At 60.1% G+C, this 22,612-nt stretch carries 23 protein-coding genes; 7 read left to right on the forward strand and 16 right to left on the reverse strand.

What is annotated here, in order from left to right:
* Window positions 1-13 precede the first annotated feature (13 nt).
* Complete coding sequence (locus BFL40_RS16810; protein ID WP_071485047.1) at window positions 14-2,302, reverse strand: heavy metal translocating P-type ATPase; 2,289 nt, start codon at window positions 2,300-2,302, stop codon at window positions 14-16.
* Window positions 2,303-2,386: 84 nt separating this feature from the next.
* Here BFL40_RS16810 and cadR point away from each other — a divergent pair, with 84 nt between their 5' ends.
* Entirely contained in the window at window positions 2,387-2,836 is a 450-nt protein-coding gene (gene cadR, locus BFL40_RS16815) for a Cd(II)/Pb(II)-responsive transcriptional regulator (protein ID WP_071485048.1), read from the forward strand.
* Here the strand turns inward: cadR and BFL40_RS16820 are convergent, their stop codons facing one another.
* Together BFL40_RS16820 and lgt are read right to left on the reverse strand one after the other, a co-directional pair.
* On the reverse strand, window positions 2,837-3,670 hold the full coding sequence (locus BFL40_RS16820; protein WP_071485350.1) for a thymidylate synthase: 834 nt from the start codon (window positions 3,668-3,670) through the stop codon (window positions 2,837-2,839).
* Window positions 3,671-3,721: 51 nt separating this feature from the next.
* A complete protein-coding gene (lgt, locus tag BFL40_RS16825) occupies window positions 3,722-4,534 on the reverse strand; it encodes a prolipoprotein diacylglyceryl transferase (RefSeq protein ID WP_071485049.1) in 813 nt (270 codons plus the stop codon).
* A gap of 215 nt (window positions 4,535-4,749) precedes the next feature.
* Between lgt and BFL40_RS16830 the strand changes: the two genes are divergently transcribed.
* Window positions 4,750-5,496 carry an NRDE family protein gene (locus BFL40_RS16830; protein WP_071485050.1) on the forward strand — a complete coding sequence of 249 codons (747 nt, stop codon included), beginning with the start codon at window positions 4,750-4,752 and terminating at the stop codon, window positions 5,494-5,496.
* A 109-nt stretch (window positions 5,497-5,605) separates the two neighbouring features.
* On the opposite strand, the gene ptsP is transcribed toward BFL40_RS16830, so the two are convergent.
* The gene (gene ptsP, locus BFL40_RS16835) at window positions 5,606-7,885 is read right to left on the reverse strand and encodes a phosphoenolpyruvate--protein phosphotransferase (protein ID WP_071485051.1); all 2,280 of its coding nucleotides are present in this window, start codon (window positions 7,883-7,885) and stop codon (window positions 5,606-5,608) included.
* Window positions 7,886-7,907: 22 nt separating this feature from the next.
* Window positions 7,908-8,387, reverse strand: coding sequence for an RNA pyrophosphohydrolase (locus BFL40_RS16840; RefSeq protein WP_003176750.1), 480 nt, complete (start codon window positions 8,385-8,387; stop codon window positions 7,908-7,910).
* Between the two features lie 143 nt (window positions 8,388-8,530).
* Here BFL40_RS16840 and BFL40_RS16845 point away from each other — a divergent pair, with 143 nt between their 5' ends.
* Window positions 8,531-9,187 carry a histidinol-phosphatase gene (locus BFL40_RS16845; RefSeq protein WP_071485052.1) on the forward strand — a complete coding sequence of 219 codons (657 nt, stop codon included), beginning with the start codon at window positions 8,531-8,533 and terminating at the stop codon, window positions 9,185-9,187.
* A 93-nt stretch (window positions 9,188-9,280) separates the two neighbouring features.
* On the opposite strand, the gene BFL40_RS16850 is transcribed toward BFL40_RS16845, so the two are convergent.
* From BFL40_RS16850 to ilvA, 4 genes are read right to left on the reverse strand one after another with little or no spacing between them, the layout of a single operon-like run.
* A complete protein-coding gene (locus BFL40_RS16850; protein WP_071485053.1) occupies window positions 9,281-9,748 on the reverse strand; it encodes a DUF2269 family protein in 468 nt (155 codons plus the stop codon).
* Window positions 9,745-10,992, reverse strand: a complete 1,248-nt coding sequence (locus BFL40_RS16855; protein ID WP_071485054.1) for an SDR family oxidoreductase — start codon at window positions 10,990-10,992, stop codon at window positions 9,745-9,747. The genes BFL40_RS16850 and BFL40_RS16855 overlap by 4 nt, the downstream gene beginning before the upstream one ends.
* A gap of 9 nt (window positions 10,993-11,001) precedes the next feature.
* Complete coding sequence (locus BFL40_RS16860) at window positions 11,002-11,415, reverse strand: DUF2269 family protein (RefSeq protein WP_071485055.1); 414 nt, start codon at window positions 11,413-11,415, stop codon at window positions 11,002-11,004.
* A 40-nt stretch (window positions 11,416-11,455) separates the two neighbouring features.
* Window positions 11,456-12,970 (reverse strand): threonine ammonia-lyase, biosynthetic, encoded by a 1,515-nt coding sequence (gene ilvA, locus BFL40_RS16865; protein WP_071485056.1) that lies wholly within the window; start codon window positions 12,968-12,970, stop codon window positions 11,456-11,458.
* A 136-nt stretch (window positions 12,971-13,106) separates the two neighbouring features.
* Between ilvA and rpiA the strand changes: the two genes are divergently transcribed.
* Window positions 13,107-13,778, forward strand: a complete 672-nt coding sequence (rpiA, locus tag BFL40_RS16870; RefSeq protein ID WP_071485057.1) for a ribose-5-phosphate isomerase RpiA — start codon at window positions 13,107-13,109, stop codon at window positions 13,776-13,778.
* On the opposite strand, the gene BFL40_RS16875 is transcribed toward rpiA, so the two are convergent.
* From BFL40_RS16875 to BFL40_RS16890, 4 genes are all read right to left on the reverse strand, one after another.
* Window positions 13,768-14,685 carry an SdiA-regulated domain-containing protein gene (locus tag BFL40_RS16875; RefSeq protein ID WP_071485058.1) on the reverse strand — a complete coding sequence of 306 codons (918 nt, stop codon included), beginning with the start codon at window positions 14,683-14,685 and terminating at the stop codon, window positions 13,768-13,770. The two genes, rpiA and BFL40_RS16875, sit on opposite strands and share 11 nt — an antisense overlap.
* Before the next feature lie 119 nt (window positions 14,686-14,804).
* Window positions 14,805-15,728, reverse strand: a complete 924-nt coding sequence (locus BFL40_RS16880; RefSeq protein ID WP_071485059.1) for an SdiA-regulated domain-containing protein — start codon at window positions 15,726-15,728, stop codon at window positions 14,805-14,807.
* Window positions 15,729-15,945: 217 nt separating this feature from the next.
* The gene (locus BFL40_RS16885; protein WP_071485060.1) at window positions 15,946-16,611 is read right to left on the reverse strand and encodes a fumarylacetoacetate hydrolase family protein; all 666 of its coding nucleotides are present in this window, start codon (window positions 16,609-16,611) and stop codon (window positions 15,946-15,948) included.
* A 22-nt stretch (window positions 16,612-16,633) separates the two neighbouring features.
* Window positions 16,634-18,028 carry a D-2-hydroxyglutarate dehydrogenase gene (locus BFL40_RS16890; RefSeq protein ID WP_071485061.1) on the reverse strand — a complete coding sequence of 465 codons (1,395 nt, stop codon included), beginning with the start codon at window positions 18,026-18,028 and terminating at the stop codon, window positions 16,634-16,636.
* Window positions 18,029-18,233: 205 nt separating this feature from the next.
* On the opposite strand from BFL40_RS16890, the gene serA reads away from it, so the two are divergent.
* Window positions 18,234-19,463 carry a phosphoglycerate dehydrogenase gene (gene serA, locus BFL40_RS16895; RefSeq protein WP_003176761.1) on the forward strand — a complete coding sequence of 410 codons (1,230 nt, stop codon included), beginning with the start codon at window positions 18,234-18,236 and terminating at the stop codon, window positions 19,461-19,463.
* 67 nt (window positions 19,464-19,530) lie between these two features.
* Here the strand turns inward: serA and BFL40_RS16900 are convergent, their stop codons facing one another.
* Complete coding sequence (locus BFL40_RS16900; RefSeq protein WP_071485062.1) at window positions 19,531-19,971, reverse strand: DUF4399 domain-containing protein; 441 nt, start codon at window positions 19,969-19,971, stop codon at window positions 19,531-19,533.
* Window positions 19,972-20,105: 134 nt separating this feature from the next.
* Here BFL40_RS16900 and BFL40_RS16905 point away from each other — a divergent pair, with 134 nt between their 5' ends.
* A complete protein-coding gene (locus BFL40_RS16905) occupies window positions 20,106-20,597 on the forward strand; it encodes a transporter substrate-binding domain-containing protein (RefSeq protein ID WP_071485063.1) in 492 nt (163 codons plus the stop codon).
* A gap of 3 nt (window positions 20,598-20,600) precedes the next feature.
* Here the strand turns inward: BFL40_RS16905 and BFL40_RS16910 are convergent, their stop codons facing one another.
* Complete coding sequence (locus tag BFL40_RS16910) at window positions 20,601-21,089, reverse strand: 2-thiouracil desulfurase family protein (RefSeq protein ID WP_071485064.1); 489 nt, start codon at window positions 21,087-21,089, stop codon at window positions 20,601-20,603.
* 2 nt (window positions 21,090-21,091) lie between these two features.
* Window positions 21,092-21,724 carry a 2OG-Fe(II) oxygenase gene (locus BFL40_RS16915; RefSeq protein ID WP_071485065.1) on the reverse strand — a complete coding sequence of 211 codons (633 nt, stop codon included), beginning with the start codon at window positions 21,722-21,724 and terminating at the stop codon, window positions 21,092-21,094.
* A 131-nt stretch (window positions 21,725-21,855) separates the two neighbouring features.
* Here BFL40_RS16915 and BFL40_RS16920 point away from each other — a divergent pair, with 131 nt between their 5' ends.
* Window positions 21,856-22,608 (forward strand): DUF2059 domain-containing protein, encoded by a 753-nt coding sequence (locus BFL40_RS16920; RefSeq protein ID WP_071485066.1) that lies wholly within the window; start codon window positions 21,856-21,858, stop codon window positions 22,606-22,608.
* Window positions 22,609-22,612: the final 4 nt, after the last annotated feature.

Raw genomic sequence — 22,612 nt, forward strand, 5'->3', positions numbered from 1 at the left:
ACCCTCTCATCGTCTATTTGCGCAATAGGCGCAGGCCATTGAATACCACCAGCAGGCTCACGCCCATGTCCGCGAACACCGCCATCCACATGGTGGCCATGCCCAGGAAAGTGACCGCGAGGAAGATCGCCTTGATCACCAACGCCAGGGCGATGTTCTGCTTGAGGATACTCGACGTTTGCCGCGACAAACGAATGAAAGCCGGAATCTTGCGCAAATCATCGTCCATCAGCGCCACGTCGGCGGTCTCAATGGCGGTGTCGGTGCCCGCGGCGGCCATGGCAAAACCGATCTCGGCACGGGCCAATGCCGGGGCGTCGTTGATGCCGTCGCCGACCATCCCCACGCGGTGGCCTTTGCCGTAGAGGGCTTCGATGGCTTGCAGCTTGTCGGTAGGCAGCAGGTCACCCTGGGCCTGGTCGATGCCGACCTGGGCTGCAATTGCCTGGGCGGTGTGGGTGTTGTCGCCGGTGAGCATCAGGGTCTTGATGCCCAAGCCGTGCAGTTGCTGGATGGCTTCGCGGCTGCTGTCTTTGACCGTGTCAGCCACGGCGAACAATGCCAGCGGGCCGGATTTGTCGAGCAACAGCACCACCGACTTGCCTTGTTTCTCCAGGGCGAACAGCTTTTCTTCGAGCGCTGGCGAGCACAGGCCGAGGTCTTCCACCAGGCGGTGGTTACCCAGATAGTAGGTTTCGCCGTTGATATCGCCGCGCACACCGCGACCGGCCAAGGCCTCGAAGTTATCCACAACGTGGATGGGCAGTTTTTTATCCACAGCCGCGTTGGCGATCGCCAGCGACACTGGGTGATCCGAACGCCCGGCCAAGCTGGCAGCGAGTGCCGGTGCTCGGTCTTCCAGGTTGGGGAACAGCGCCAGGTAATCGGTTTGCACCGGTTTGCCGTGGGTGATGGTGCCGGTCTTGTCGAGGGCCAGGTAATCGAGCTTGTAACCGCCCTCCAGGTACACGCCGCCCTTGATCAGGATGCCTCTGCGCGCCGCTGCCGCCAAGCCGCTGACGATGGTCACCGGGGTGGAGATCACCAACGCGCATGGGCACGCAACCACCAGCAGCACAAGGGCGCGGTAGATCCAGTCGAACCAGGCGCCGGCCATGAACAGCGGCGGAATGACTGCCACGCCCAGGGCAAACAGAAATACGGCCGGGGTGTAGATTTTCGAGAAGCTGTCGACAAAGCGCTGGGTCGGCGCCCGCGCGCCTTGGGCCTGCTCCACGGCGTGAATGATCCGCGCCAAGGTGGAGTTGTTGGCGGCTGCGGTGACTTTGTACTCCAGGGAGCCGGCCTGGTTGATGGTGCCGGCGAAGACTTTATCGCCCACCGTCTTTTCAATCGGCAGGCTTTCACCGGTGATCGGCGCCTGGTCGATGGTGGATTGACCGGCGGTAACTTCACCGTCCAGGCCAATGCGCTCGCCGGGCTTTACACGCACAATCGCGCCAAGTTCAATGCTTTTGACTTCCTGTTCAACCCAGGAACCATCAGCCTGCTGCACCGTGGCCTGTTCCGGGGTCATCTGCATCAAGCCGCTGATGGCGTTACGCGCACGGTCCAGGGATTTAGCTTCGATCAACTCGGCCACAGTAAACAGGAACATCACCATCGCCGCTTCCGGCCACTGGCCAATCAGCACAGCGCCAGTCACCGCGATGCTCATCAACGCGTTGATGTTCAAGTTGAGGTTTTTCAGGGCAATCCAGCCCTTTTTGTAGGTGGTGAGGCCGCCACTGAGGATCGACACCAGCGCCACCAGCGCAATCACCCAGGTCGGTGCGACACCAGTGAAATGCAACACTTCGGCACCCAACGCGCCTACGCCGGACAGCGCCAACGGCCACCAGTGTTTCTTGGCAGGTGGCGCGGCGGCCGGAACGCCTTCTTCGATCGGATCGGCCTGCATCCCAAGGGATTTGATGGCCTCGACGATCGGTGCGGTAGTCGGCAAGTCATGGGTGACGCCGAGAATGCGGTTGATCAGGTTGAATTCCAGTTGCTGCACACCGGCGAGCTTGCCCAGTTTATTCTGGATCAGCGTCTGCTCGGTGGGGCAGTCCATGGCTTCGATGCGAAAGGTGCTCAAACGCGAGCCGGCGGTCGGCGCTTCGCTCAGCGTCACCACGGCAGGCGCCGCGTCACTGGAGCAGCAGGAGCCGCCATGGCTGGCGTGGTCATGCTTTTTGACAGGCGTCAGTTTGGCGCCGTGATCGTGGCTATGATCATGCTTGTGATCATGATCGTGCTTGTGATCATGCTTTTTCGGGGTGTGAATGGAATCGCTCATGGGTCGCGTCCGTAAAGGTGCCTGTTGCCAAGTAAAGACCCTGTAGCCACTATAGGGTCAAGCACCCATTTGGAGATTGCTGCGATGAAGATCGGCGAATTGGCCAAACTGACCGACTGTCAGGTGGAAACCATCCGTTATTACGAGAAGGAAGGCCTGCTGCCGCCGCCGGCGCGCACCGACGCCAACTACCGCGTGTACACCCAGGCGCATACCGAGCGGCTGATCTTTATCCGCAACTGCCGCAGCCTCGACATGACGCTGGAAGAAATCCGCAGCCTGCTGGGGCTACGCGACAGCCCCCAGGACCAGTGCGAAAGCGTGAATGCGTTGATCGACGAACATATCCACCATGTGAAAGCGCGGATTGATGGGCTGTTGGCGTTGCAGGAACAATTGCTGGACCTGCGCCAACGCTGCGGCGGCGGCCCGGATCTGGATCAGTGCGGAATTTTGCAGCGGCTGGAAGTCAGCGGGAGTGTTGCGGCCAGCGAGGCTGAGCCCTCACATGTAGGGCGCAGCCATGGGCATTGATCAAATGGCCACGTCAGCCTTGATGCTTGGGTCGGCGTCGTAGCCCACGATTTCAAAGTCTTCGAACTTGTAATCGTAAATCGAGGCGGGCTTACGCTTGATCACCAGTTCCGGCAACTTCTTCGGCGTGCGCGCCAGCTGAGTCTGGATCTGTTCCATGTGGTTGCTGTAGGCGTGGGTGTCGCCGGTGGTGACGATGATCTCGTGAGGGATCAGGTCGCATTGTTGGGCCAGCATATGGGTCAGCAACGCCAGGGCGGCAGTGTTGTACGGCAGGCCGAGGAACACGTCGGAGCTGCGGATATACAACTGCATCGACAGATGGCCGTCGTGCACGAACGCCTGGTACAGCAGGTGGCAAGGCGGCAGGGCTTGCTTGCCGTTGCGCGCGTTTTCCTGAGGGCTCTTGGTTTCGTCGGGCAGGTATTCGACGTTCCAGCCGTGGAACAGGATTCGACGGCTGTTAGGGTTGGTCTTCAACGTCTCGACCATGTAGTCGATCTGGTTGATCTTGCCGCCGTCCTTGGTCGGCCAGGCGGTCCACTGCTCGCCGTACACCGGGCCCAGGTCACCGTCTTCAGTGGCCCATTCGTCCCAGATTTTCACGCCGTTTTCGTTGAGCCACTTGATGTTGGTGTTGCCACTCAACATCCAGATCAACTCGTTGGCGATGCTTTTGAAGTGAAGCTTCTTGGTGGTCAGCAACGGGAAGCCGTCGGCCAAGTTATGCCGATACTGACGGGCGAACACGGCCTTGGTGCCGGTGCCGGTGCGATCGCCCTTGGTCAATCCATTGGTCACGACGTCGTTCAGTAGTTCGAGATATTGCTTCATGTGTTTACCCGTATCGTTGAAGCCGAAGCGCTCACGCTTCGGCATTCGAATTTAAAGCGCGGTGTTCTTGATGCCTTGCGGGCGATTGTAAGCCCACCACAGCAGGCCCAAGCCAGCGATGATCATCGGCAGGCTGAGAATCTGACCCATGGTCAACCAACCCCACGCCAGGTAGCCCAGCTGTGCATCCGGCACGCGGACGAACTCGACGATAAAGCGGAAGATCCCGTAGAACAACGCGAACATGCCCGACACGGCCATGGTTGGGCGTGGCTTGCGCGAGAAGAGGTACAGAATCAGGAACAGCGCCACACCTTCCAGGGCGAACTGGTAGAGCTGCGACGGATGGCGCGGCAATTGCGCCGGGTCGCTGAACGGCGGGAACACCATGGCCCACGGCACATCGCTCGGTTTGCCCCACAATTCGGCGTTGATGAAGTTACCGATACGTCCGGCGCCCAGACCAATCGGCACGAACGGCGCGACGAAGTCCATCAGTTGGAAGAACGACTTGCCGTTGCGTCGACCGAACCACCAAGCGGCGATCATCACGCCAACAAATCCACCGTGGAACGCCATGCCGCCCTTCCACACTTCGAAGATCAGCGTCGGGTTGGCGATATAGGCCGGCAAATCGTAGAACAACACATACCCCAGGCGCCCGCCGACGATCACCCCCATCGACATCCAGAACACCATGTCGGAGAGCTTCTCCTTGGTCCAGGTCGGGTCGAAGCGGTTCAGGCGCCGGGAAGCCAGCAGCCAGGCACCACCGATGCCGATCAGGTACATCAACCCGTACCAGTGGATTTTCAGCGGACCGATGGCCAAGGCCACCGGGTCGATCTGCGGGTAAGGCAGCATTGCGACTCCTCGTTAAATCATTCGTTAGGCGAGCGGACCATGCCCGGACGCGATTAAGCCTGCGTTACATCGAGAAACTTATTCGCCGAGGATGCTCACGGCCATCCACAAAGACCGGCATGTTAACGGATGGAAGGCATGCGACCCAACTGGATACGATGGAACGCCTGCGCCGGTATGGGTAGAGTGGGGAAAAACACAAAAGGGATCACCTGATGTGCCTGATTGTTTTCGCCTGGCGGCCGGGCCACGCCCAACCGCTGATCGTCGCGGCCAACCGTGATGAGTTCTACGCCCGCCCCAGCCTGCCGCTGGCCCAGTGGCCGGATGCACCACAGGTCTACGCCGGCCGGGATCAGGAAGCCGGTGGTACCTGGCTTGGGGTAAATGCCGATGGGCGTTTTGCCGCCCTGACCAATATTCGAGATCCGCACCAACCTCCGGCGCGCAAGTCACGCGGGGAACTGGTGGCGCGTTTTCTCAGCGGTTCTTTGCCCATTGATGAATATTTGGCCGACGTTAACGGCCGTTCGATTGAATATGCCGGGTTTAACCTGCTGGTGGGCACGCGGGATGAGCTGTGGCATTACAACGCCAATGAGACCGAGCCTACGTTGCTGAAGGCGGGGGTATATGGGTTATCCAATGCCGGGCTGGATACGCCGTGGCCAAAGTTGCTCAAGGCCAAGGCGGCGCTGAATGAGCTTTTGGGGGACCCACAACCAGAGGCTTTACTGGGAATTTTGAGTGATCCACAGACAGCACCATTTGCCGACTTGCCGGATACCGGCGTGGGGTTGGCCACGGAGAGTTTGTTGTCGAGTGTGTTTATTGCCAGCCCAAGTTATGGGACGCGGGCGAGTACGGCGCTGATTGTGAATGCCGACGGGACGCGGCAGATGGTGGAGCGTAGCTTCGGGCCACATGGGGGCCGGCTAGGTGAGGTGGATATAAAAATCTGACGTAGCAGCTGTCGAGCCCGAGCGAGGCTGCGTTGGCGGTGTACCTGGCACACCGCAACGCAGCCTCGCTCGGACTCGACAGCTGCTACGCGCGCGTAACAAGGGCTGATTACAGGGTTTTTGCCGAGCCCGGATTGATCATCCGCGTCAGCCCCAGGTTCTTCAGCGCCAATTGCAGCGAGCTGTGGATAACTTGCGGGTTGTCGATGGTCATCAGCTCGGCCAACAAGTCCTTGGCCATGCTCAGTTCGACCTGGCGCAGCATCCACTTCACCTTCGGCAAGTTAGTGGCGTTCATCGACAGGCTGTCAAAGCCCATCGCCATCAACAGCACCGCCGCCGCCGGGTCGCCGGCCATTTCACCGCAGATACTCACCGGCTTGCCTTCGGCATGCGCGTCGCGCACCACGTGCTGCAGGGCTTGCAGCACTGCCGGGTGCAGGTAGTCGTAGAGGTCGGCTACCCGTGGGTTGTTGCGGTCCACGGCCAGCAGGTATTGGGTCAGGTCGTTGGAGCCGACCGACAGGAAGTCCACCTGCCGCGCCAATTCCTTGGCCTGGTAAACCGCTGCCGGAATTTCGATCATCACGCCAATCGGCGGCATCGGTACGTCGGCGCCTTCGTCGCGCACTTCGCCCCAGGCCCGGTGGATCAGGTGCAAGGCCTCTTCCAGCTCGTGGGTACCGGAGATCATCGGCAATAGGATGCGCAGGTTATTCAGGCCTTCGCTGGCCTTGAGCATGGCGCGGGTCTGGACGAGAAAGATTTCGGGGTGGTCGAGGGTAACGCGAATGCCGCGCCAGCCAAGGAAGGGGTTGTCTTCCTTGATCGGGAAATACGACAGTGACTTGTCGCCGCCGATGTCCAGGCTGCGCATGGTCACCGGTAACGGGTGGAAGGCGGACAGTTGCTCGCGATAAATCGCCAGCTGCTCCTTCTCACTCGGGAAACGCTGGTTGATCATGAACGGCACTTCGGTGCGGTACAGGCCCACCCCTTCGGCGCCGCGCTGCTGCGCACGAGCCACATCGGCAAGAAGGCCGGTGTTGACCAGCAATGGCACGCGGTGGCCGTCGAGGGTTACGCAGGGCAGTTCGCGCAACGAATCGAGGCCCAACGCCAGTTGTTTCTCTTCTTCCACCACCTCGGCGAACTGCTTGCGCAGCACGTCACTGGGGTTGGTGTAGACCTCGCCGCGATGGCCATCGACGATCATGTCGATGCCGTCGACCTTGGCATACGGCAGGTCCACCAGGCCCATCACCGTCGGGATGCCCATGGCCCTTGCCAGGATCGCAACGTGGGAGTTACCCGAACCGAGTACCGAAACCAGGCCCACCAGTTTACCTTCCGGCACTTCGCCGAGCTGGGTGGCCGTCAGTTCTTCACTGACCAGGATGGTGTTGTCGGGGAAGACCATGTTGGTGGTGCGGTCTTCCTGCAGATAGGCCAGCAGACGGCGACCGAGGTCACGCACATCCGAGGCCCGCTCACGCAGGTAGTCGTCATCCATCATTTCAAAACGGTTGACGTGATCGGTGACCACTTGGCGCAGCGCGCCCTGGGCCCACTGGCCGGTCTTGATCACGGTCTTGACTTCGTTCCCGAGGGACGCGTCGTCGAGCATCATCTGGTACACGTCGAACAGCGCGCGCTCTTCGGGGCGCAACTGGGTGGCCAGCTTGTTCGACAGGTTGCGCATGTCGGCGCGCACGCCTTCCAGAGCGGTCTTGAACAGTTTTATTTCGGCGTCAATGTCTTTGACGGTCTTGTCCGGCACCACATCCAGATCCGCTGCCGGCAACATGACCACTGCCGTACCGACCGCAGCGCCCGGCGAGCCCGGCACGCCAACGAACTTGGCTTCCTGGATGCCCTTGCCCTCGCGCCCCAGCCCGCGAATCGAACCAGTGGCTTCGGCGTGGGCAATTACCCCGGCCAGTTGCGCGCTCATGGTCACGAGGAAGGCTTCTTCACCTTCGTCGAACTGGCGGCGCTCTTTTTGCTGGATGACCAACACGCCGACGACGCGGCGGTGGTGAATGATCGGGGCGCCGAGGAACGAGGCGTAGCGCTCTTCGCCGGTTTCGGCAAAGTAGCGATAACGCGGGTGATCGGCCGCGTTTTCAAGGTTCAGGGGTTCTTCACGCGTCCCCACCAAGCCCACCAGACCTTCATTGGGCGCCATGCTGACCTTGCCGATGGAGCGCTTGTTCAGGCCCTCGGTGGCCATCAACACAAAACGGTTGGTCTCGGGGTCCAGCAGGTAAACCGAGCAGACCTGGCTGCCCATGGCTTCCTTGACGCGCAACACAATAATCCCCAACGCCGCCTTGAGATCCTTGGCGGAGTTAACTTCCTGGACGATCTTGCGCAGCGTATTGAGCATGGCTCGGGGTCGAACTCCGTCGTCAGTCGCGCGCTAAAAGGCGCGGGGCAAGCTCTTTGAGAGCGCGACGATAAACTTCGCGCTTGAATGTCACCACCTGGCCCAACGGGTACCAATAGCTGACCCAGCGCCAGCCATCGAACTCCGGTTTACCGGTCAAATCCATCCGCACCCGCTGCTCGTTGGAGATCAGGCGCAGGAGAAACCATTTCTGTTTCTGGCCGATGCACAGCGGTTGGCTGTGAGTACGCACCAGGCGTTGCGGCAAACGATAGCGCAACCAGCCGCGAGTACAGGCCAGAATTTGCACATCTTCGCGCTCAAGGCCAACTTCTTCGTTCAACTCACGGTACAAGGCGTCTTCAGGGGTTTCGTCGGGGTTGATTCCGCCTTGAGGAAACTGCCAGGCATCTTGGTTGATTCGGCGAGCCCATAGCACCTGTCCGGCATCATTCGTAAGAATAATCCCGACATTAGGACGGAAACCATCGGGGTCGATCACGGCAACAACCTCGCAAACGCATGTCGCCGCATTGTTCCACAAAGGTTCATCAAGCGGCAACGAGGCTTCTTACCTTATGTGCACTCTTGTGAAAAGACCGTATTCTGGACGCCTTTTTACAGACTTTTCAGCGAGTAACTGCAATGCGCCTGGCTTTATTCGACTTGGACAACACCCTTCTCGGCGGTGACAGCGATCACGCCTGGGGCGATTACCTCTGTGAACGCGGGATTCTCGACCCAGTGGCCTACAAGGCCCGCAACGACGAGTTCTACCAGGACTACCTGGCCGGCAAGCTGGACAATGCCGCCTATTTGAACTTCAGCCTGGAAATCCTCGGCCGCACCGAGATGGCCCAGTTGGATGAATGGCACCGTGACTTCATGCGCGACTGCATCGAACCATTGATGCTGCACCAAGCCGAGGAACTGCTGGCCAAGCACCGCGCCGCTGGCGACAAACTGGTGATCATCACCGCGACCAATCGCTTCGTGACCGCGCCGATTGCCGCACGCCTGGGCGTCGAAACCCTGATCGCCACCGAGTGCGAGCTGGAAAACGGCCGCTACACCGGGCGCAGCACCGATGTGCCGTGCTTTCGCGAAGGCAAGGTGACGCGCCTGAATCGTTGGTTGGAAGAAACCGGGTACAGCCTGCAAGACAGCTACTTCTATAGCGACTCGATGAATGACTTGCCGCTGCTGGAGCAGGTGACGCATGCGGTGGCGGTGGATCCGGATCCGAATCTGCGGGCTGAGGCTGAAAAACGTGGCTGGCCGGTCATCACCCTGCGCGGCTGATGGCCCCATCGCAGGCAAGCCAGTGCCCACAGAGGAATGCATTCCAAATGTGGGGCTGGCTTGCCTGCGATGAAGTCACCTCGGTCTCAAGCCCTACATCGGCTTGGCCACCATCAAATAGAAAATCGCCATAAACGCTAAAAATGCCGGCCAACCCAGGCCAAACCACCAACGCATATAGGTCGCCGCCTCTATCGGCATTGCGGTGCCGTCGCGCAACGCCTGTTCCGCCATCTTGTGCACACGAATCTGCAACCACACCACCGGCAGCCAGCAGAGCCCCGCCAGGCAATACAGGCCAATTGTCCATTGCAGCCAACTCTGCTGCAGCGACCAACCCGCCAGGTACATCAAGCCGACACCACTTAACGGCTGAAACACCGCCGTGGTCGCAGTAAACGCCCAGTCGGCGAATACCAGGTGCTTGAAGGTCACGGCGATCACTTCAACTTTACCGCTGCGCCAAGCGCGCAACGCGTAGTAGGCCGAGCCCGCGCCCAGCCCGAACAGGATGGTCGACGACAGGATATGCAGGGTTTTCAGCAGCAGGTATGCGTTCACCGGGGTTCAGTCCAAAGAAGCCAAAGGGTCGCCACCATCAGTACCAGGTTCTTGGCGACGGCAGCGTAGGGATCAAACCAGTAGTGGGGCAGGATTAAGCTGATAAACACGGTGTAACTGGCCATCAGCACCAGTTGCAGCATCAAGACCTGCCTGCGCCAGCGCGCGACCAGCAGCCCAATGCCTAACAAGCCATCACACACTGCCCCGCCGATCACAGCCAATGCCGCCCAGGCGCCTTGCACACCCGCCTCGGCCATGATGCGCAGGCCCCAGTCGTAACCTGGGCCGAGGCAAACCGCTGCGGTGCCCAGCCAGATCAACACCAATACCATCAACATCAGCGGGCGGATTGTACGCTGGCTGCTCACGACCGCCGTCGGCCAGTCCTGCAGGCGCGATGACAGCGGCGCTGCCGTGTAGCCGCAGACTGAGGCCAGCACGCGGGGATCGGCCACATTGTCCTGCTGTGCCAGGGCGATACTTTGTCGGTTCAATGCCCGCCAACCCAGGCGATCGCCCAGCCAACCGCCCAAGCCCAGCAGCGGCAGTTGCAGGTAACGCCCCGGCCCCCAGCCTTGGGCTGCGCGCAACTGGTCAATGAGCTGGGACAGCCGCATCGGCTCAGGCCCCACCAGCGGCAAGATCATCGATTCACCTGGCCACTGGCGCAACAGGGCCAGCACCGCACCGACCAGATCGTCGATGTGAACAGGTTGTGCATAGGCCTTGAGGTCCAGTAGCGGGATCAGCGGCCAGGGCGAAAGCCCAGCGAGCCAGGCGCTGCTCGTACCGCCCTCGCCCACCACCAATGAAGGCCGCAGCACCACAGACGTCATGCCCAGGCCGAGCAAATAGTCGTCCGCCAAACCTTTGCTGGCGAGAAACGGCACGCTGGAGTGCGCCGAGGCCCCCAAAGCAGAGATCTGCAGCACCCGGACACCGCGCTGAGCTGCCAGATCAAATAGCGTACGAGCGCCCTGATCCTGTACCCGGCTCAATTGGGCCGCATCCACGCTCAGCAGACCCGCCGCATTGATCAATAAATCAACAGATTCAGGAAAGATGAAGTGCGAGGGATCAGCAGCCAGCAGGCCGAGGTCCAGTGAACGCCACTCCACCCCTGGCCAATCCTGGCTTCGAGGTTCACGGCAGGTGGCTATCACGCAGTGCCCCGCTTGCTGCAAGGCACGCAACAGATGGCGGCCCACAAACCCTGTGGCGCCGACCAAGAGAACGTTCATGAGGATCCTTTAGACGGGCTTCGCGCCCATCAACCCCGCAATCGCCACAAACCCCACCAGGCTGACCACCGCCAGCACCAAGGTGAAATTCAGGCTGCCGCCGCCGCCCAACCGCAGGCGATTAAGCCGCGCCACCAGCCAGAACCAGGCCAGCGCTGCCACGGTGTAGAGGATGCTGGAGCCCAGAATCCAGGTTTGCCCCAGCGGCCAGCCGATCAAATGCACCAACCACCAGCCGGTAAACGGCATGCTCACAAGACAAATGCCCATCAACAGCCACACAAATACCCACGGGCGTTGCACGGTAGCCGCCGGGCCGGCGCTGCGTTTGCGCCAGGCCAGTACCGCCAGGCCGAGGCCGCTAAGCAGCAACAACACGGTGGCGGTGATGTGAATAACCTTGAGGGTGGTCAGCGTTTCCATGGTCTCGATTCCTTATAGGCCGCTCAGTCAGCGTAGTCGCTCAACCGAGGAACAACTGGTACGCCGGGTTTTCGCTTTCATCCCAGTAGGGGTAGCCGATTTGCGCCAACGCGGCCGGCACCAGATGGCGCTCGTCTGCCGGCACTTGCAGGCCCGCCATTACGCGGCCATCGGCGGCGCCGTGGTTGCGGTAGTGGAACATCGAGATATTCCAGCGCCCACCCAGCTTGTTGAGGAAGTTGAACAGCGCGCCCGGTCGCTCCGGGAATTCGAAGCGGAACACCAACTCGTCGCTGACTTTAGCCGCATGTCCACCGACCATATGGCGGATGTGCAATTTGGCCAGTTCGTTTTCGGTCAGGTCCAGCACTGGGAAACCCTGGCTGGTAAGGCTGGCGATCAGCGCACTGCGCGGGTCGTTTTCCGGATGGGTCTGCACGCCGACGAAGATGTGCGCCTCGCGGCCGGAGTGGAAGCGGTAGTTGAATTCGGTGATCTGGCGCTTGCCCACCGCCTCGCAGAACGCCTTGAAGCTGCCCGGCTTCTCGGGGATGGTCACGGCGATGATCGCTTCACGGCCTTCACCCAGCTCGGCGCGCTCGGCCACATGGCGCAGGCGGTCGAAGTTGACGTTGGCGCCGGAGTCGATGGCCACCAATGTTTGCCCGGTGACGCCACGGGTTTCCACATACTTCTTGATGCCCGCCACACCCAGTGCGCCTGCCGGTTCAGTGATGGAGCGGGTGTCGTCGTAGATGTCCTTGATCGCCGCACAGATTTCGTCGGTGCTGACGGTGATCACTTCATCCACATAGTCCTTGCAGATATCGAAGGTGTGCTGACCGATCTGCGCCACCGCCACGCCATCGGCAAAGATGCCGACAGTCGGCAACACCACGCGCTCGCCCGCCGCCATGGCGGCTTGCAGGCAGTTGGAGTCGTCCGGTTCAACACCGATGATTTTGATTTCCGGGCGCAGGTATTTGACGTACGCCGCGATACCGGCGATCAGCCCACCGCCGCCCACCGGCACGAAAATCGCGTCCAGCGGCCCCGGGTGCTGGCGCAGAATCTCCATTGCCACGGTGCCCTGCCCGGCAATGGTGTGCGGATCATCGTAGGGATGAATGTAGACGTAACCTTTTTCATCGACCAGTTTCAGCGAGTAGGCCAGGGCTTCCGGGAAAGAATCACCGTGCAGCACCACTTTACCGCCACGCGAGCGCACGCCTTCGACCTTGATCTCCGGGGTGGTCTTGGGCATCACGATAGTGGCCTTGACCCCCAGCACCTTGGCCGCCAGGGCCAGGCCCTGGGCATGGTTGCCGGCAGAAGCAGTGACCACGCCGCGCGCACGTTCTTCGGTGCTCAACTGGGTCAGCTTGTTGTAGGCGCCGCGAATCTTGAACGAGAACACCGGCTGCAAGTCTTCACGCTTGAGCCAGACCTTGTTACCCAGCCGCTCGGAGAGCTGGCGAGCGGTCTGCAATGGGGTTTCTACGGCAACGTCGTAAACGCGCGAGGTGAGGATCTTTTTGACGTACTGTTCAAGCATCGGAAAGCATCACTGAGCGGGTTGGGCAGGGCCAAGGAGTCTAACCCGGCTTTTGGCCGGGCGACCACACGAATCCAGAGGTTTTGTTGGGTTATACTCGCCACCCTCTTTACTCCCCGCCAGTTCCGGAGCCCGCATGACCCAGGATCAACTCAAACAGGCAGTGGCCCAGGCCGCCGTCGATTTAATCCTTCCTAAACTCGACGACAAGAGCATCGTCGGTGTCGGCACCGGCTCCACCGCCAACTGCTTTATCGACGCACTGGCCCAGCACAAGGGCGCGTTCGACGGCGCGGTTGCCAGCTCCGAAGCCACCGCTGCGCGCCTCAAAGGCCACGGGATTCCGGTGTACGAGCTCAATACCGTGAGCGACCTGGAGTTCTACGTCGACGGCGCCGATGAAAGCGACGCGCACTTGAACCTGATCAAAGGCGGCGGCGCAGCCCTGACCCGCGAGAAAATCGTCGCGGCCGTGGCCAAGACCTTTATCTGCATCGCTGACGCCAGCAAGCTGGTACCGGTACTCGGCGCGTTCCCACTGCCGGTGGAAGTGATTCCGATGGCCCGCAGTCACGTGGCACGCGAGCTGGTGAAACTGGGCGGCGACCCGGTGTACCGCGAAGGCGTGTTGACCGACAACGGCAACATCATCCTCGACGTGTTCAACATGCAGATCACCAACCCGGTGGAGCTGGAGCGCCAGATCAACGCGATCGTCGGCGTGGTCACCAACGGTCTGTTCGCCGCGCGCCCGGCTGACGTGCTGTTGCTGGGTACTTCCGAAGGCGTGAAAACCCTCAAGGCGTGACAGGCTTCTTGAACACGTAAAAAAGGTTCGGCTCGCTGACGAGGTACAAAGTGCCCTCGTCGTCCATAGCGATCCCTTCGGCCTGAGGCACGCGTTTACTCAGGCCATGGCGCCCGTTGAGCAGAGAAAGACTGCTCAACGGGCGACCGTCGATATCCAGTTCCAGCACCAGAAACGACTCATCGGACAGCGCCAGCAGATGGCCGCTGCGCTCGTCGTATTGCAGGCTCGACAGGTCACGCACAAACAGCCCGGCGTCGCGCTTGGGGTTGTTGATGACATGTACCGAGTAGGTTTTTTCCGGCTTGAAATGGGGAAAACCGCGAACCTCATAGATCAGCATCGGGTCGCGCTCTTTGGCCACAAACAAGCGCTTGCCCACCGAGTCGTACGCCAGGCCCTCGAAGCCCTTGTTACCACCGATATGCACGCCCAAGGTCATCTGCTCCGCATCGGCGGCGTCGAGGAATTGGGTGTCGTCATTCACATGCACTTTGATCAGCCGCTGCTGGCGCTCATCGCTGATGACGTAGATGTTGTCGCTGATGAACTCCACCGCCTCGGCATCGCCAAAGCCCACCAAGGGAATGCGCCGCAAGATCTTACCGTCCAGGGACAGCTCGATCAGCTCGGCGTTTTTATTGGTGACGGTAAATAGGCTTTTGCGCACCGGGTCGTAGGTGAGGGCCGAGACGTCATCACTGAGCCCCTCGATAACCTTGGCTTCCAGGTTGACCCGATAATCCGCCAGGCCGATGGAGCGCTCATCAGCAGGCTGGCGCCATGCCTGGAGGTTGAACCAACCCCGCTCAAACAGGCGAAAGTGCTGTGCGACCACTCCGGCGGCAACCAGAGCGATCAGCAACAGCACAAAAAACGCGGGTTTGGGGCGGGCAAATCGACGCATCAGGAAAGCTCAAAGTCAAAAGTGGCGAATGAATATCACGCCTGTCTGAATTTAAACTTAAACGCAGCCTGGTGTCTGGCGAATGCCGCTCATAGGAAAATATCCGACGTAATAGCGGGTTATTTCTGCTTCTCGAAGCGGTAGAACAGGTTCGGCTCACTGACCATATACAACGTGCCGCCCTCATCCATGGCCACGCCTTCCGCACGGGGGATGGTGTGCTTGAGCCCGTTGAAACCACCAAGCAGGGTAATGAAGCTGACTTGCTCGCCCTTTTCATCCAGCTCCAGCAACAGATGCGAGTCTGCCGACAACACCAGTAAGTGACCGGTGCGCGGGTCGATAGCCAGCGCTGAAAGGTTGCGCATGTCCAGCCCAGTGCCGGCGACCTTTTGCTTGTCGCCCGTCAGCGTGCTGCCATCGCTTTTCCAGGTGAACAGCGCGGGTGGGCGCTCTTCGCCGAGGACCATCTGTTGATTGCGCTTGTCCCAAGTGACGCCTTCAAAGGCTTTGTTCTGGTTCTTGGACGGGCCCAGGTCGTAGCTCTTGAAGTCAGCGAAATTCAGCTGCTGGGTGTCGGCGTCGACCTTCACCATGGTCAGGGTGTGCATGCGCTCATCGACGATGGCCATCAGGCCGTTTTCCATCACCGTCACGCCTTCCGGGTTGCTCCAACCCTTGAGCGGCATCTTGCGCAGCACGTCGCCTTGCAGGGTCAACTCAACGAGGAATGGGTTTTTGCCCATGACGGAAAACAGGGTTTTGGTCTGCGGGTTATAGGACAGGTCCGACGCCTCATCCTTCTCCATGCCGGGCAGCAACTTGGCGTCGATGACCGCACGATAGTCCGGAAGCCATACGCTCGCTTGCCGTTCGGCCGGCGTTTCAAAGCGCTCCTTTACCCACAACACACCGCGATCATCCCAGTGCATGGCCCAGGAAACGCCATACGCAATCACCCCGGCCAGCAACAGCCAGGAATACCAGCGCAGGGCAAAACGTGAACGGGGCTTGGGTGTAACGGAGGGTAGAGGCACGACCATTGAGCGCTTTTCCGAAAAGTCAGCGTTAGTTGATAGCACAGGATCAACAGGCCTGCGCGCAGGAGGCCGGGAATTATCCGGACGAGGTGTGAAAAAAATGCAAAAGAGCGCCGGCACAGAGGGCGTTCCCTACGCTCCGCGTCACGGTTTCAAGAACAGACGCAGAGCGTCCGGGGCTGCATTCCCACGCAGAACGTGGGAACGATCAGCGTGGGAATCAGCGAACGCTGCTTTCGAAGCGGCTCACACCCGCCAGTTCCAGCACCAGCTCATCACCGACATTCAACGGGCCCACGCCGGCCGGGGTGCCGGTGAGGATCACGTCGCCAGCCTGCAGCGAGAAGCAGCCCGCCATATGCTGAATCATCGGGATGATCGGGTTGAGCATCTGCGAGCTATTGCCGTCCTGGCGCACTTCGCCATTGATGGTCAGGCGAATGCCGATATCGGTCACATCCGGGAACGTGCTGCCGACCACGAACGGTGCAATCACCGCCGCACCGTCGAAGGACTTGGCGATTTCCCACGGCAGGCCCTTGGCTTTCAGCTCGGCCTGCTTGTCACGCAGGGTCAAGTCCAGGGCCGGGGCGAAGCCGGAGATGGCGTCCAGCACTTCTTCACGGCTTGGCTTGGTCGACAAAGGCTTGCCGATCAATACCGCAATTTCCGCTTCGTAATGCACCGAACCGCGCTCGGTAGGGATGGCAAAACCGCCTTCCAACGCCACCACACAACTGCCCGGCTTGATGAACAGCAACGGTTCAGTCGGCACCGGGTTGTCCAGTTCCTTGGCATGTTCGGCGTAGTTACGCCCGATGCATACCACTTTACCCAGGGGGAAGTGGATGTTGGTGCCGTCGACATACTTGTGCTGGTAGCTCATGGAACGACTCCTTCAGGGGCGGTTAAACAGCGAAGATCTTGCCTGGGTTCATGATCCCGTTCGGGTCGAACACCGCTTTCACTGCTTTCATGTACTCAATTTCAACCGGCGAACGACTGTAGGTCAGGTAATCACGCTTGGTCATACCCACACCGTGTTCGGCGGAGATCGAGCCGTTGTACTTCTGAACGGTTTCGAACACCCACTTGTTCACGGTGGCGCACTTGGCGAAGAACTCGTCCTTGCTCAGGTTTTCCGGCTTGAGGATGTTCAAGTGCAGGTTGCCGTCGCCGATATGGCCGAACCAGACGATTTCAAAGTCCGGGTAGTGTTCGCCGACGATCGCATCAATTTCCTTCAAGAATGCTGGCACTTTGGAGACGGTGACCGAGATATCGTTCTTGTAGGGGGTCCAGTGGGAAATGGTCTCGGAGATGTACTCGCGCAGTTTCCACAGGTTGTGCAGTTGGGTTTCGCTCTGGCTCATCACGCCGTCCAGCACCCAGCCCTGCTCCACGCAGTGCTCGAAGGTTTCCAGGGCGTGGTTGGCGACTTCTTCGGTGGTGGCTTCGAATTCCAGCAGCGCGTAGAACGGGCAGTCGGTTTCGAACGGCGCTGGCACGTCGCCACGGCCGAGGACTTTGGCCAAGGCCTTGTCGGAGAAAAACTCGAAGGCAGTCAGGTCCAGCTTGCTCTGGAACGCGTGCAGCACCGGCATGATCGAGTCGAAATCAGTAGTACCGAGCACCATGGCGGTGAGGTTTTTCGGCGCACGGTCCAGGCGCATGGTGGCTTCAACCACAAAGCCCAAGGTGCCTTCGGCGCCGATGAACAGCTGACGCATGTCGTAGCCGGTGGCGTTCTTGATCAGGTCGCGGTTCAGTTCCAGCACATCACCTTTGCCGGTGACCACTTTCATGCCGGCTACCCAATTACGGGTCATGCCGTAGCGAATAACCTTGATCCCGCCGGCATTGGTGCCGATGTTGCCGCCAATTTGGCTCGAACCGGACGACGCGAAGTCCACCGGGTAGTACAGGCCTTTTTCTTCAGCGACGTTCTGCAATTGCTTGGTGACCACGCCCGGCTGGCACACGGCGGTGCGGTCGGTGAGGTTCACGTCGAGGATCTGGTTCATGTAGTCGAACGACACGACCACCTCGCCATTCGCCGCGACCGCTGCCGCCGACAAACCGGTACGACCACCGGATGGCACCAGCGCCACCTTGTGTTCATTGGCCCAACGGACAATGGCCTGCACCTGCTCAGTGGTCTTGGGGAAGACAATGGCGGTAGGCGCGGGTGCGAAGTGCTTGGTCCAATCCTTGCCGTAAGCCTCCAGGGAGTCTGCATCGGTCAGCACTTTGCCAGGCTCAACCAGGGTCTTTAGCTCATCAATCAGGGCAGGATGGGTCATCGACAGAACTCTCGAACAATTCATGGTCATCCTGAGAACGCTTCACGTCGCAGGAATAGGTGTTTAGCGGGGCGCGTATGCTAGCATACCGCCCCCGCAGGACAGAGCCCAAGGGCGTTTCTGCGGTGACGGCTTTCCTGCCGTCCGGGTCAGCTTACGCGATCCGATTCCCTGCCATTTTTCTCCGGGATACAGGTTTACGCAGATGAGCAAGACTTCTCTCGATAAGAGCAAGATCAAGTTCCTTCTTCTGGAAGGCGTCCACCCATCGGCCGTCGACGTCCTGAAGGCCGCCGGGTACACCAGCATTGAGTACATCACCAGTTCTCTGCCGGAAGCCCAGTTAAAGGAAAAGATCGCCGACGCGCACTTTATCGGCATTCGCTCCCGCACTCAGTTGACCGAAGAAATCTTCGATCACGCCAAGAAACTCGTGGCAGTCGGCTGTTTCTGCATCGGCACCAACCAGGTCGACCTCAACGCTGCGCGCGAACGCGGCATCGCGGTGTTCAACGCACCGTACTCCAACACCCGTTCCGTTGCAGAACTGGTGCTGGCCGAGGCGATCCTGCTGCTGCGTGGCATTCCTGAGAAGAACGCTTCCTGCCACCGTGGCGGCTGGATCAAGAGCGCGGCCAACTCCTTCGAAATCCGCGGCAAGAAGCTGGGTATCGTCGGTTACGGTTCGATCGGTACTCAGTTGTCGGTCCTGGCTGAAGGTCTGGGCATGCAGGTGTTCTTCTACGACACCCTGACCAAACTGCCATTGGGCAACGCTACCCAGGTGTCGAGCCTGACCGAGCTGCTGGGCATGTCCGACATCGTGACCCTGCACGTTCCGGAAACCGCTGAGACCCAGTGGATGATCGGCGAGAAGGAAATCCGCGCCATCAAGAAAGGCGGCATCCTGATCAACGCTGCACGTGGCACCGTGGTTGAGCTGGACGCCCTGGCCGACGCGATCAAGGACAAGCACCTGATCGGCGCCGCTATCGACGTGTTCCCGGTGGAGCCTCGCTCCAACGACGACATCTTCGAAAGCCCGCTGCGTGGCCTGGACAATGTGATCCTGACCCCGCACATCGGCGGCTCCACCGCTGAAGCCCAAGCCAACATCGGCCTGGAAGTGTCGGAAAAGCTGGTCAAGTACAGCGACAACGGTACGTCGGTATCGTCCGTGAACTTCCCGGAAGTGGCCCTGCCGGCTCACCCTGGTAAGCACCGCCTGCTGCACATCCACCAGAACATCCCTGGCGTGATGATGGAGATCAACAAGGTCTTCGCGGAAAACGGCATCAACATCTCCGGTCAGTTCCTGCAGACCAACGAGAAGGTCGGCTACGTGGTCATCGACGTCGACGCCGAGTACTCGGACCTGGCGCAAGAGAAGCTGCAGCACATCAACGGCACTATCCGTAGCCGCGTGTTGTTCTGATGCTTTAACCGCTGCACAAAAAATGGGAGACCCGCAGGGGTCTCCCATTTTTTTGTCTGAACAAATCTTACTTTACGTTAACCGTGATCACTTTCGAGGCTACAGTTGGGTTGAACTGCATGTGCAGTTTGTCGCCAGCTACCAGTTGCAGCGTGTGCTTGCCTGGGGTGAGGGTCAGCTCGGTTTCGGTTTGCGCCTTGCCATAGTGGATCACGGTGTCGGTGGCAGGGATCGGCGCGCTGGCGTCCGGCAGTTCTTTCTGGTCGACCAGCAGGTGGTGGTGGCCGGTGCCTGGGGTCTGGTCAGTGGCCGGGGCCAGTTTCAGGCCCTCCATGCCGAATTTGACGGTGAAGGTTTGATCGACGGTGGCGCCGTCTTTGGGCGAGACGATAAATACTTTGGCGCCTTCTGGCGGCGCGCTGCGCGGGATGCCGTCAGCGGCGGTAGCCAGCATCGAGGCACCGAGCAGCAGGCTGGCAATCGTTGCACGGGACAATAGAGCTTTCATTCGCTTCTCCAGTTTCTGCAGGAAATCTGTTGGGTTATGACAACTTCGCGACAAATTGCTGTCCAAGGCACTCAACACCATAGCAAAGCGATGCTGACTGGCGCCTCGCACATATGAATTCTTTAGGAGTGACCATGCGCTTTTCGCCTGGCCTTGTACTTTTGCTTCCCCTTCTGAGCCCTTTGGCTCATGCCGAGCTGATCGATGATGTGTTTGATCGTGGCGAACTGCGCATCGCTTTGGAGGCCAACACCCCGCCGTTTAACTTCAAGGACGGCGACAAGCTCACCGGTTTTGAAGTGGAACTGGGTGAACAATTGGCCAAGGAAATGGACGTACGCCCCTCGTTCATCACCACCGATGACACCGACATGCTGCCAGGCGTAGAAACCGGCAAATACGACGTGGCCATCAACCATATCGCTATGACTGCCGAGCTGCAGGATCGGTTCGATTTCAGCGAGGCTTATCACGAGAAACCGGAATTGGCGATCCCCTTCCAGAAGGGCAACCCGGCGTTCAAGAACAGTTTGGACAAGGCGTTACAGCACGTTAAGGCTGATGGCCGATTGAAGGCGCTGACGCAGAAGTGGTTTGAGCACGAGCCCGCAAGCAAAGTCGAGTGATGTTCAATGTGGGAGCTGCATCAGGGCCGCTGCCGCCTCAGGTAGTTCCAGCTCACTGAACACCAACACCCCATGGCGCTTGAGCAACGCCGCCGTCACGCCTTCGCCGCTGACCTTCACACCAGAGAACGTGCCGTCATAGGTCAGCAAGTTGCCGCAGGACGGGCTGTTAGCCTTGAGGATGGCGATGCGAATGCCGTGGCGTTGCACCAACGCCAGCGCCTGGCGGGCGCCATCGAGGAAGGCGGCGCTGAAGTCTTCGCCATCAGCCGTCAGCACCTGGGCGCGGCCCTCCCACACGTCAATACCTTGCCCGCCGGGAATTTCGGCGGAAGGCCTGGGAGTGGGCAAGCCGCCCGACACTTCCGGACAGATGGCAACCACCCGCCCCTCAGCCTGCCACGCCGCCAATTGATCGAACGGGCCACTGGCCCCGCCGTCGTAGCGCACCTTGTGCCCGAGCAGGCAGCGGCTGATCAGAATTTTTTCCATGCTTAGAACGGCTCGTTACCGCGCCGGCGAAACCAGCCGGTCAGGGACAGGCGTTCGCGCGTAGCAGGCAGGACTTCGTGGGGCACCTCACCCGACAGGAACACCACCAGGCAACCGCCGGTGGGCACCACGTCGTACTCGGTACCGTCCTTGAGGTACATGCGCAACTGACCACCCTGTTCGGGCAGCCAAGCGTCATTCAAGTAGACCACCGCTGAGACCATACGACGGTCATCGTCGCGAAAGCGGTCCACATGCTTGAGGTAAAACGCCCCCGGTGGGTACATCGCAAAATGGCTTTCAAAATCTTCCAGCCCAAGGAACAAGCTGCGATTCATCGCTTGGCGCAGGCTGTCCATCAAGCCCATGTAGGCATCGCAGACACCGGCATCGCCCTCTTCCAGCCACTGGATGTGGTCACCGCGAATACCCTCGCGAATCTCCTGCGCCGGCCCGCGCCCCACCGCAGCGGGAGCTAATTCACCTTCAGCCGCACGTTTACGGCACTCAGCCGCCAGTTCCAGGGTCAGAGCCTGGGGCAGGAAGCCGTTCTGCTGCGACCAACCTTTTTCGGCCAGGTCGTCGACGATGCGTTGCAGCAGCGGGTGATCGAGGGATATTTGCATGGCGCGCATAGTATCCATACGCCTGTGAATCCGACAGAGCCGCCGAGCGTCTGAACACACTTTAGTCAGGTGACTGATAGGATTTCTCGACAAATCCTACGCCTGACACGGACAATAGTGGCCGACTGACAGGAGTCCATATGCGTCGTTTGTTTTTTTCCGTTCTGATGTTCTGCGTTTTGCCCGCTTGGGCAGACGGCCATGACCAGTTGTACAAGGTCGCCGGCTGGGCCGAACAACGTGCGCATTTCAATGACGCCCTCAGTGCCGCCCAGCAACGCTACCGCAATAGCCTGCCCCCAGCGGTGTACCAGGCATTGGTGGACAACAGCAACAAACGCTTCGCCGCCCAGGCCGTGGACCAACGCGCCGAGGCGCAACTGCGCAAAAACCTGGCGGACCCGAAACCGGCCCTGGCGTTTTTCCAGTCGCCCCTTGGCCGTAAGATTGTCGCCGCCGAGTTGCTGGCCACCCGCCGCGACCAACTGGCGAAAAACGCCCAAGGCCTGCCGCACATCGAAGCAGATGCCACCCGCAGCTTGATCATCGGCCACTTGGCCCAAGCCCTACCGGCCCGTGAAGCCGGTGCGGAAGTCAGCCTGGCGATTGCCGGTGTGGCCGCCGACAGCCTGAGCCAAATGATCCCCGGCCTGCTGGGCGGTGGCCAAGCCCAGGGCATGCTGAACGGCCAACGTGAACGCCTGATGCAGCAGATCGGCAATGACCTGAACAACACGCTGCTGTACGTCTATCGGGATTTGTCCGACCCGGAGCTGGAAGAATTCGCCACGTTTGCAGAGTCGCCGGAGGGTAAGGCCTATTACCAGGCAGCGTTGGCGGCCATTCGCGCGGGTTTGGCGGTCGGCCAGAGCACCTCCAGCCTGTCGCAGTAAAAAA

The sequence above is a fragment of the Pseudomonas costantinii genome, from assembly GCF_001870435.1.
In the GTDB taxonomy this organism is placed as follows: domain Bacteria; phylum Pseudomonadota; class Gammaproteobacteria; order Pseudomonadales; family Pseudomonadaceae; genus Aquipseudomonas; species Aquipseudomonas costantinii.

What these genes read in the sequence shown, in the direction of transcription:
- BFL40_RS16845 (WP_071485052.1), top strand. Translation starts at nt 8,531, where the DNA reads ATGCGCCTGGCTTTATTCGACTTGGACAACACCCTTCTCGGCGGTGAC.
- lgt (WP_071485049.1), bottom strand. Translation starts at nt 4,534, where the DNA reads ATGCTGCCTTACCCGCAGATCGACCCGGTGGCCTTGGCCATCGGTCCG.
- BFL40_RS16910 (WP_071485064.1), bottom strand. Translation starts at nt 21,089, where the DNA reads ATGGAAAAAATTCTGATCAGCCGCTGCCTGCTCGGGCACAAGGTGCGC.
- BFL40_RS16885 (WP_071485060.1), bottom strand. Translation starts at nt 16,611, where the DNA reads ATGAGCTACCAGCACAAGTATGTCGACGGCACCAACATCCACTTCCCC.
- BFL40_RS16820 (WP_071485350.1), bottom strand. Translation starts at nt 3,670, where the DNA reads ATGAAGCAATATCTCGAACTACTGAACGACGTCGTGACCAATGGATTG.
- serA (WP_003176761.1), top strand. Translation starts at nt 18,234, where the DNA reads ATGAGCAAGACTTCTCTCGATAAGAGCAAGATCAAGTTCCTTCTTCTG.
- rpiA (WP_071485057.1), top strand. Translation starts at nt 13,107, where the DNA reads ATGACCCAGGATCAACTCAAACAGGCAGTGGCCCAGGCCGCCGTCGAT.
- BFL40_RS16855 (WP_071485054.1), bottom strand. Translation starts at nt 10,992, where the DNA reads ATGAACGTTCTCTTGGTCGGCGCCACAGGGTTTGTGGGCCGCCATCTG.
- cadR (WP_071485048.1), top strand. Translation starts at nt 2,387, where the DNA reads ATGAAGATCGGCGAATTGGCCAAACTGACCGACTGTCAGGTGGAAACC.
- BFL40_RS16890 (WP_071485061.1), bottom strand. Translation starts at nt 18,028, where the DNA reads ATGACCCATCCTGCCCTGATTGATGAGCTAAAGACCCTGGTTGAGCCT.
- ilvA (WP_071485056.1), bottom strand. Translation starts at nt 12,970, where the DNA reads ATGCTTGAACAGTACGTCAAAAAGATCCTCACCTCGCGCGTTTACGAC.
- BFL40_RS16860 (WP_071485055.1), bottom strand. Translation starts at nt 11,415, where the DNA reads ATGGAAACGCTGACCACCCTCAAGGTTATTCACATCACCGCCACCGTG.
- BFL40_RS16875 (WP_071485058.1), bottom strand. Translation starts at nt 14,685, where the DNA reads ATGCGTCGATTTGCCCGCCCCAAACCCGCGTTTTTTGTGCTGTTGCTG.
- BFL40_RS16905 (WP_071485063.1), top strand. Translation starts at nt 20,106, where the DNA reads ATGCGCTTTTCGCCTGGCCTTGTACTTTTGCTTCCCCTTCTGAGCCCT.
- BFL40_RS16810 (WP_071485047.1), bottom strand. Translation starts at nt 2,302, where the DNA reads ATGAGCGATTCCATTCACACCCCGAAAAAGCATGATCACAAGCACGAT.
- BFL40_RS16920 (WP_071485066.1), top strand. Translation starts at nt 21,856, where the DNA reads ATGCGTCGTTTGTTTTTTTCCGTTCTGATGTTCTGCGTTTTGCCCGCT.
- BFL40_RS16880 (WP_071485059.1), bottom strand. Translation starts at nt 15,728, where the DNA reads ATGGTCGTGCCTCTACCCTCCGTTACACCCAAGCCCCGTTCACGTTTT.
- BFL40_RS16900 (WP_071485062.1), bottom strand. Translation starts at nt 19,971, where the DNA reads ATGAAAGCTCTATTGTCCCGTGCAACGATTGCCAGCCTGCTGCTCGGT.
- BFL40_RS16830 (WP_071485050.1), top strand. Translation starts at nt 4,750, where the DNA reads ATGTGCCTGATTGTTTTCGCCTGGCGGCCGGGCCACGCCCAACCGCTG.
- ptsP (WP_071485051.1), bottom strand. Translation starts at nt 7,885, where the DNA reads ATGCTCAATACGCTGCGCAAGATCGTCCAGGAAGTTAACTCCGCCAAG.
- BFL40_RS16915 (WP_071485065.1), bottom strand. Translation starts at nt 21,724, where the DNA reads ATGCGCGCCATGCAAATATCCCTCGATCACCCGCTGCTGCAACGCATC.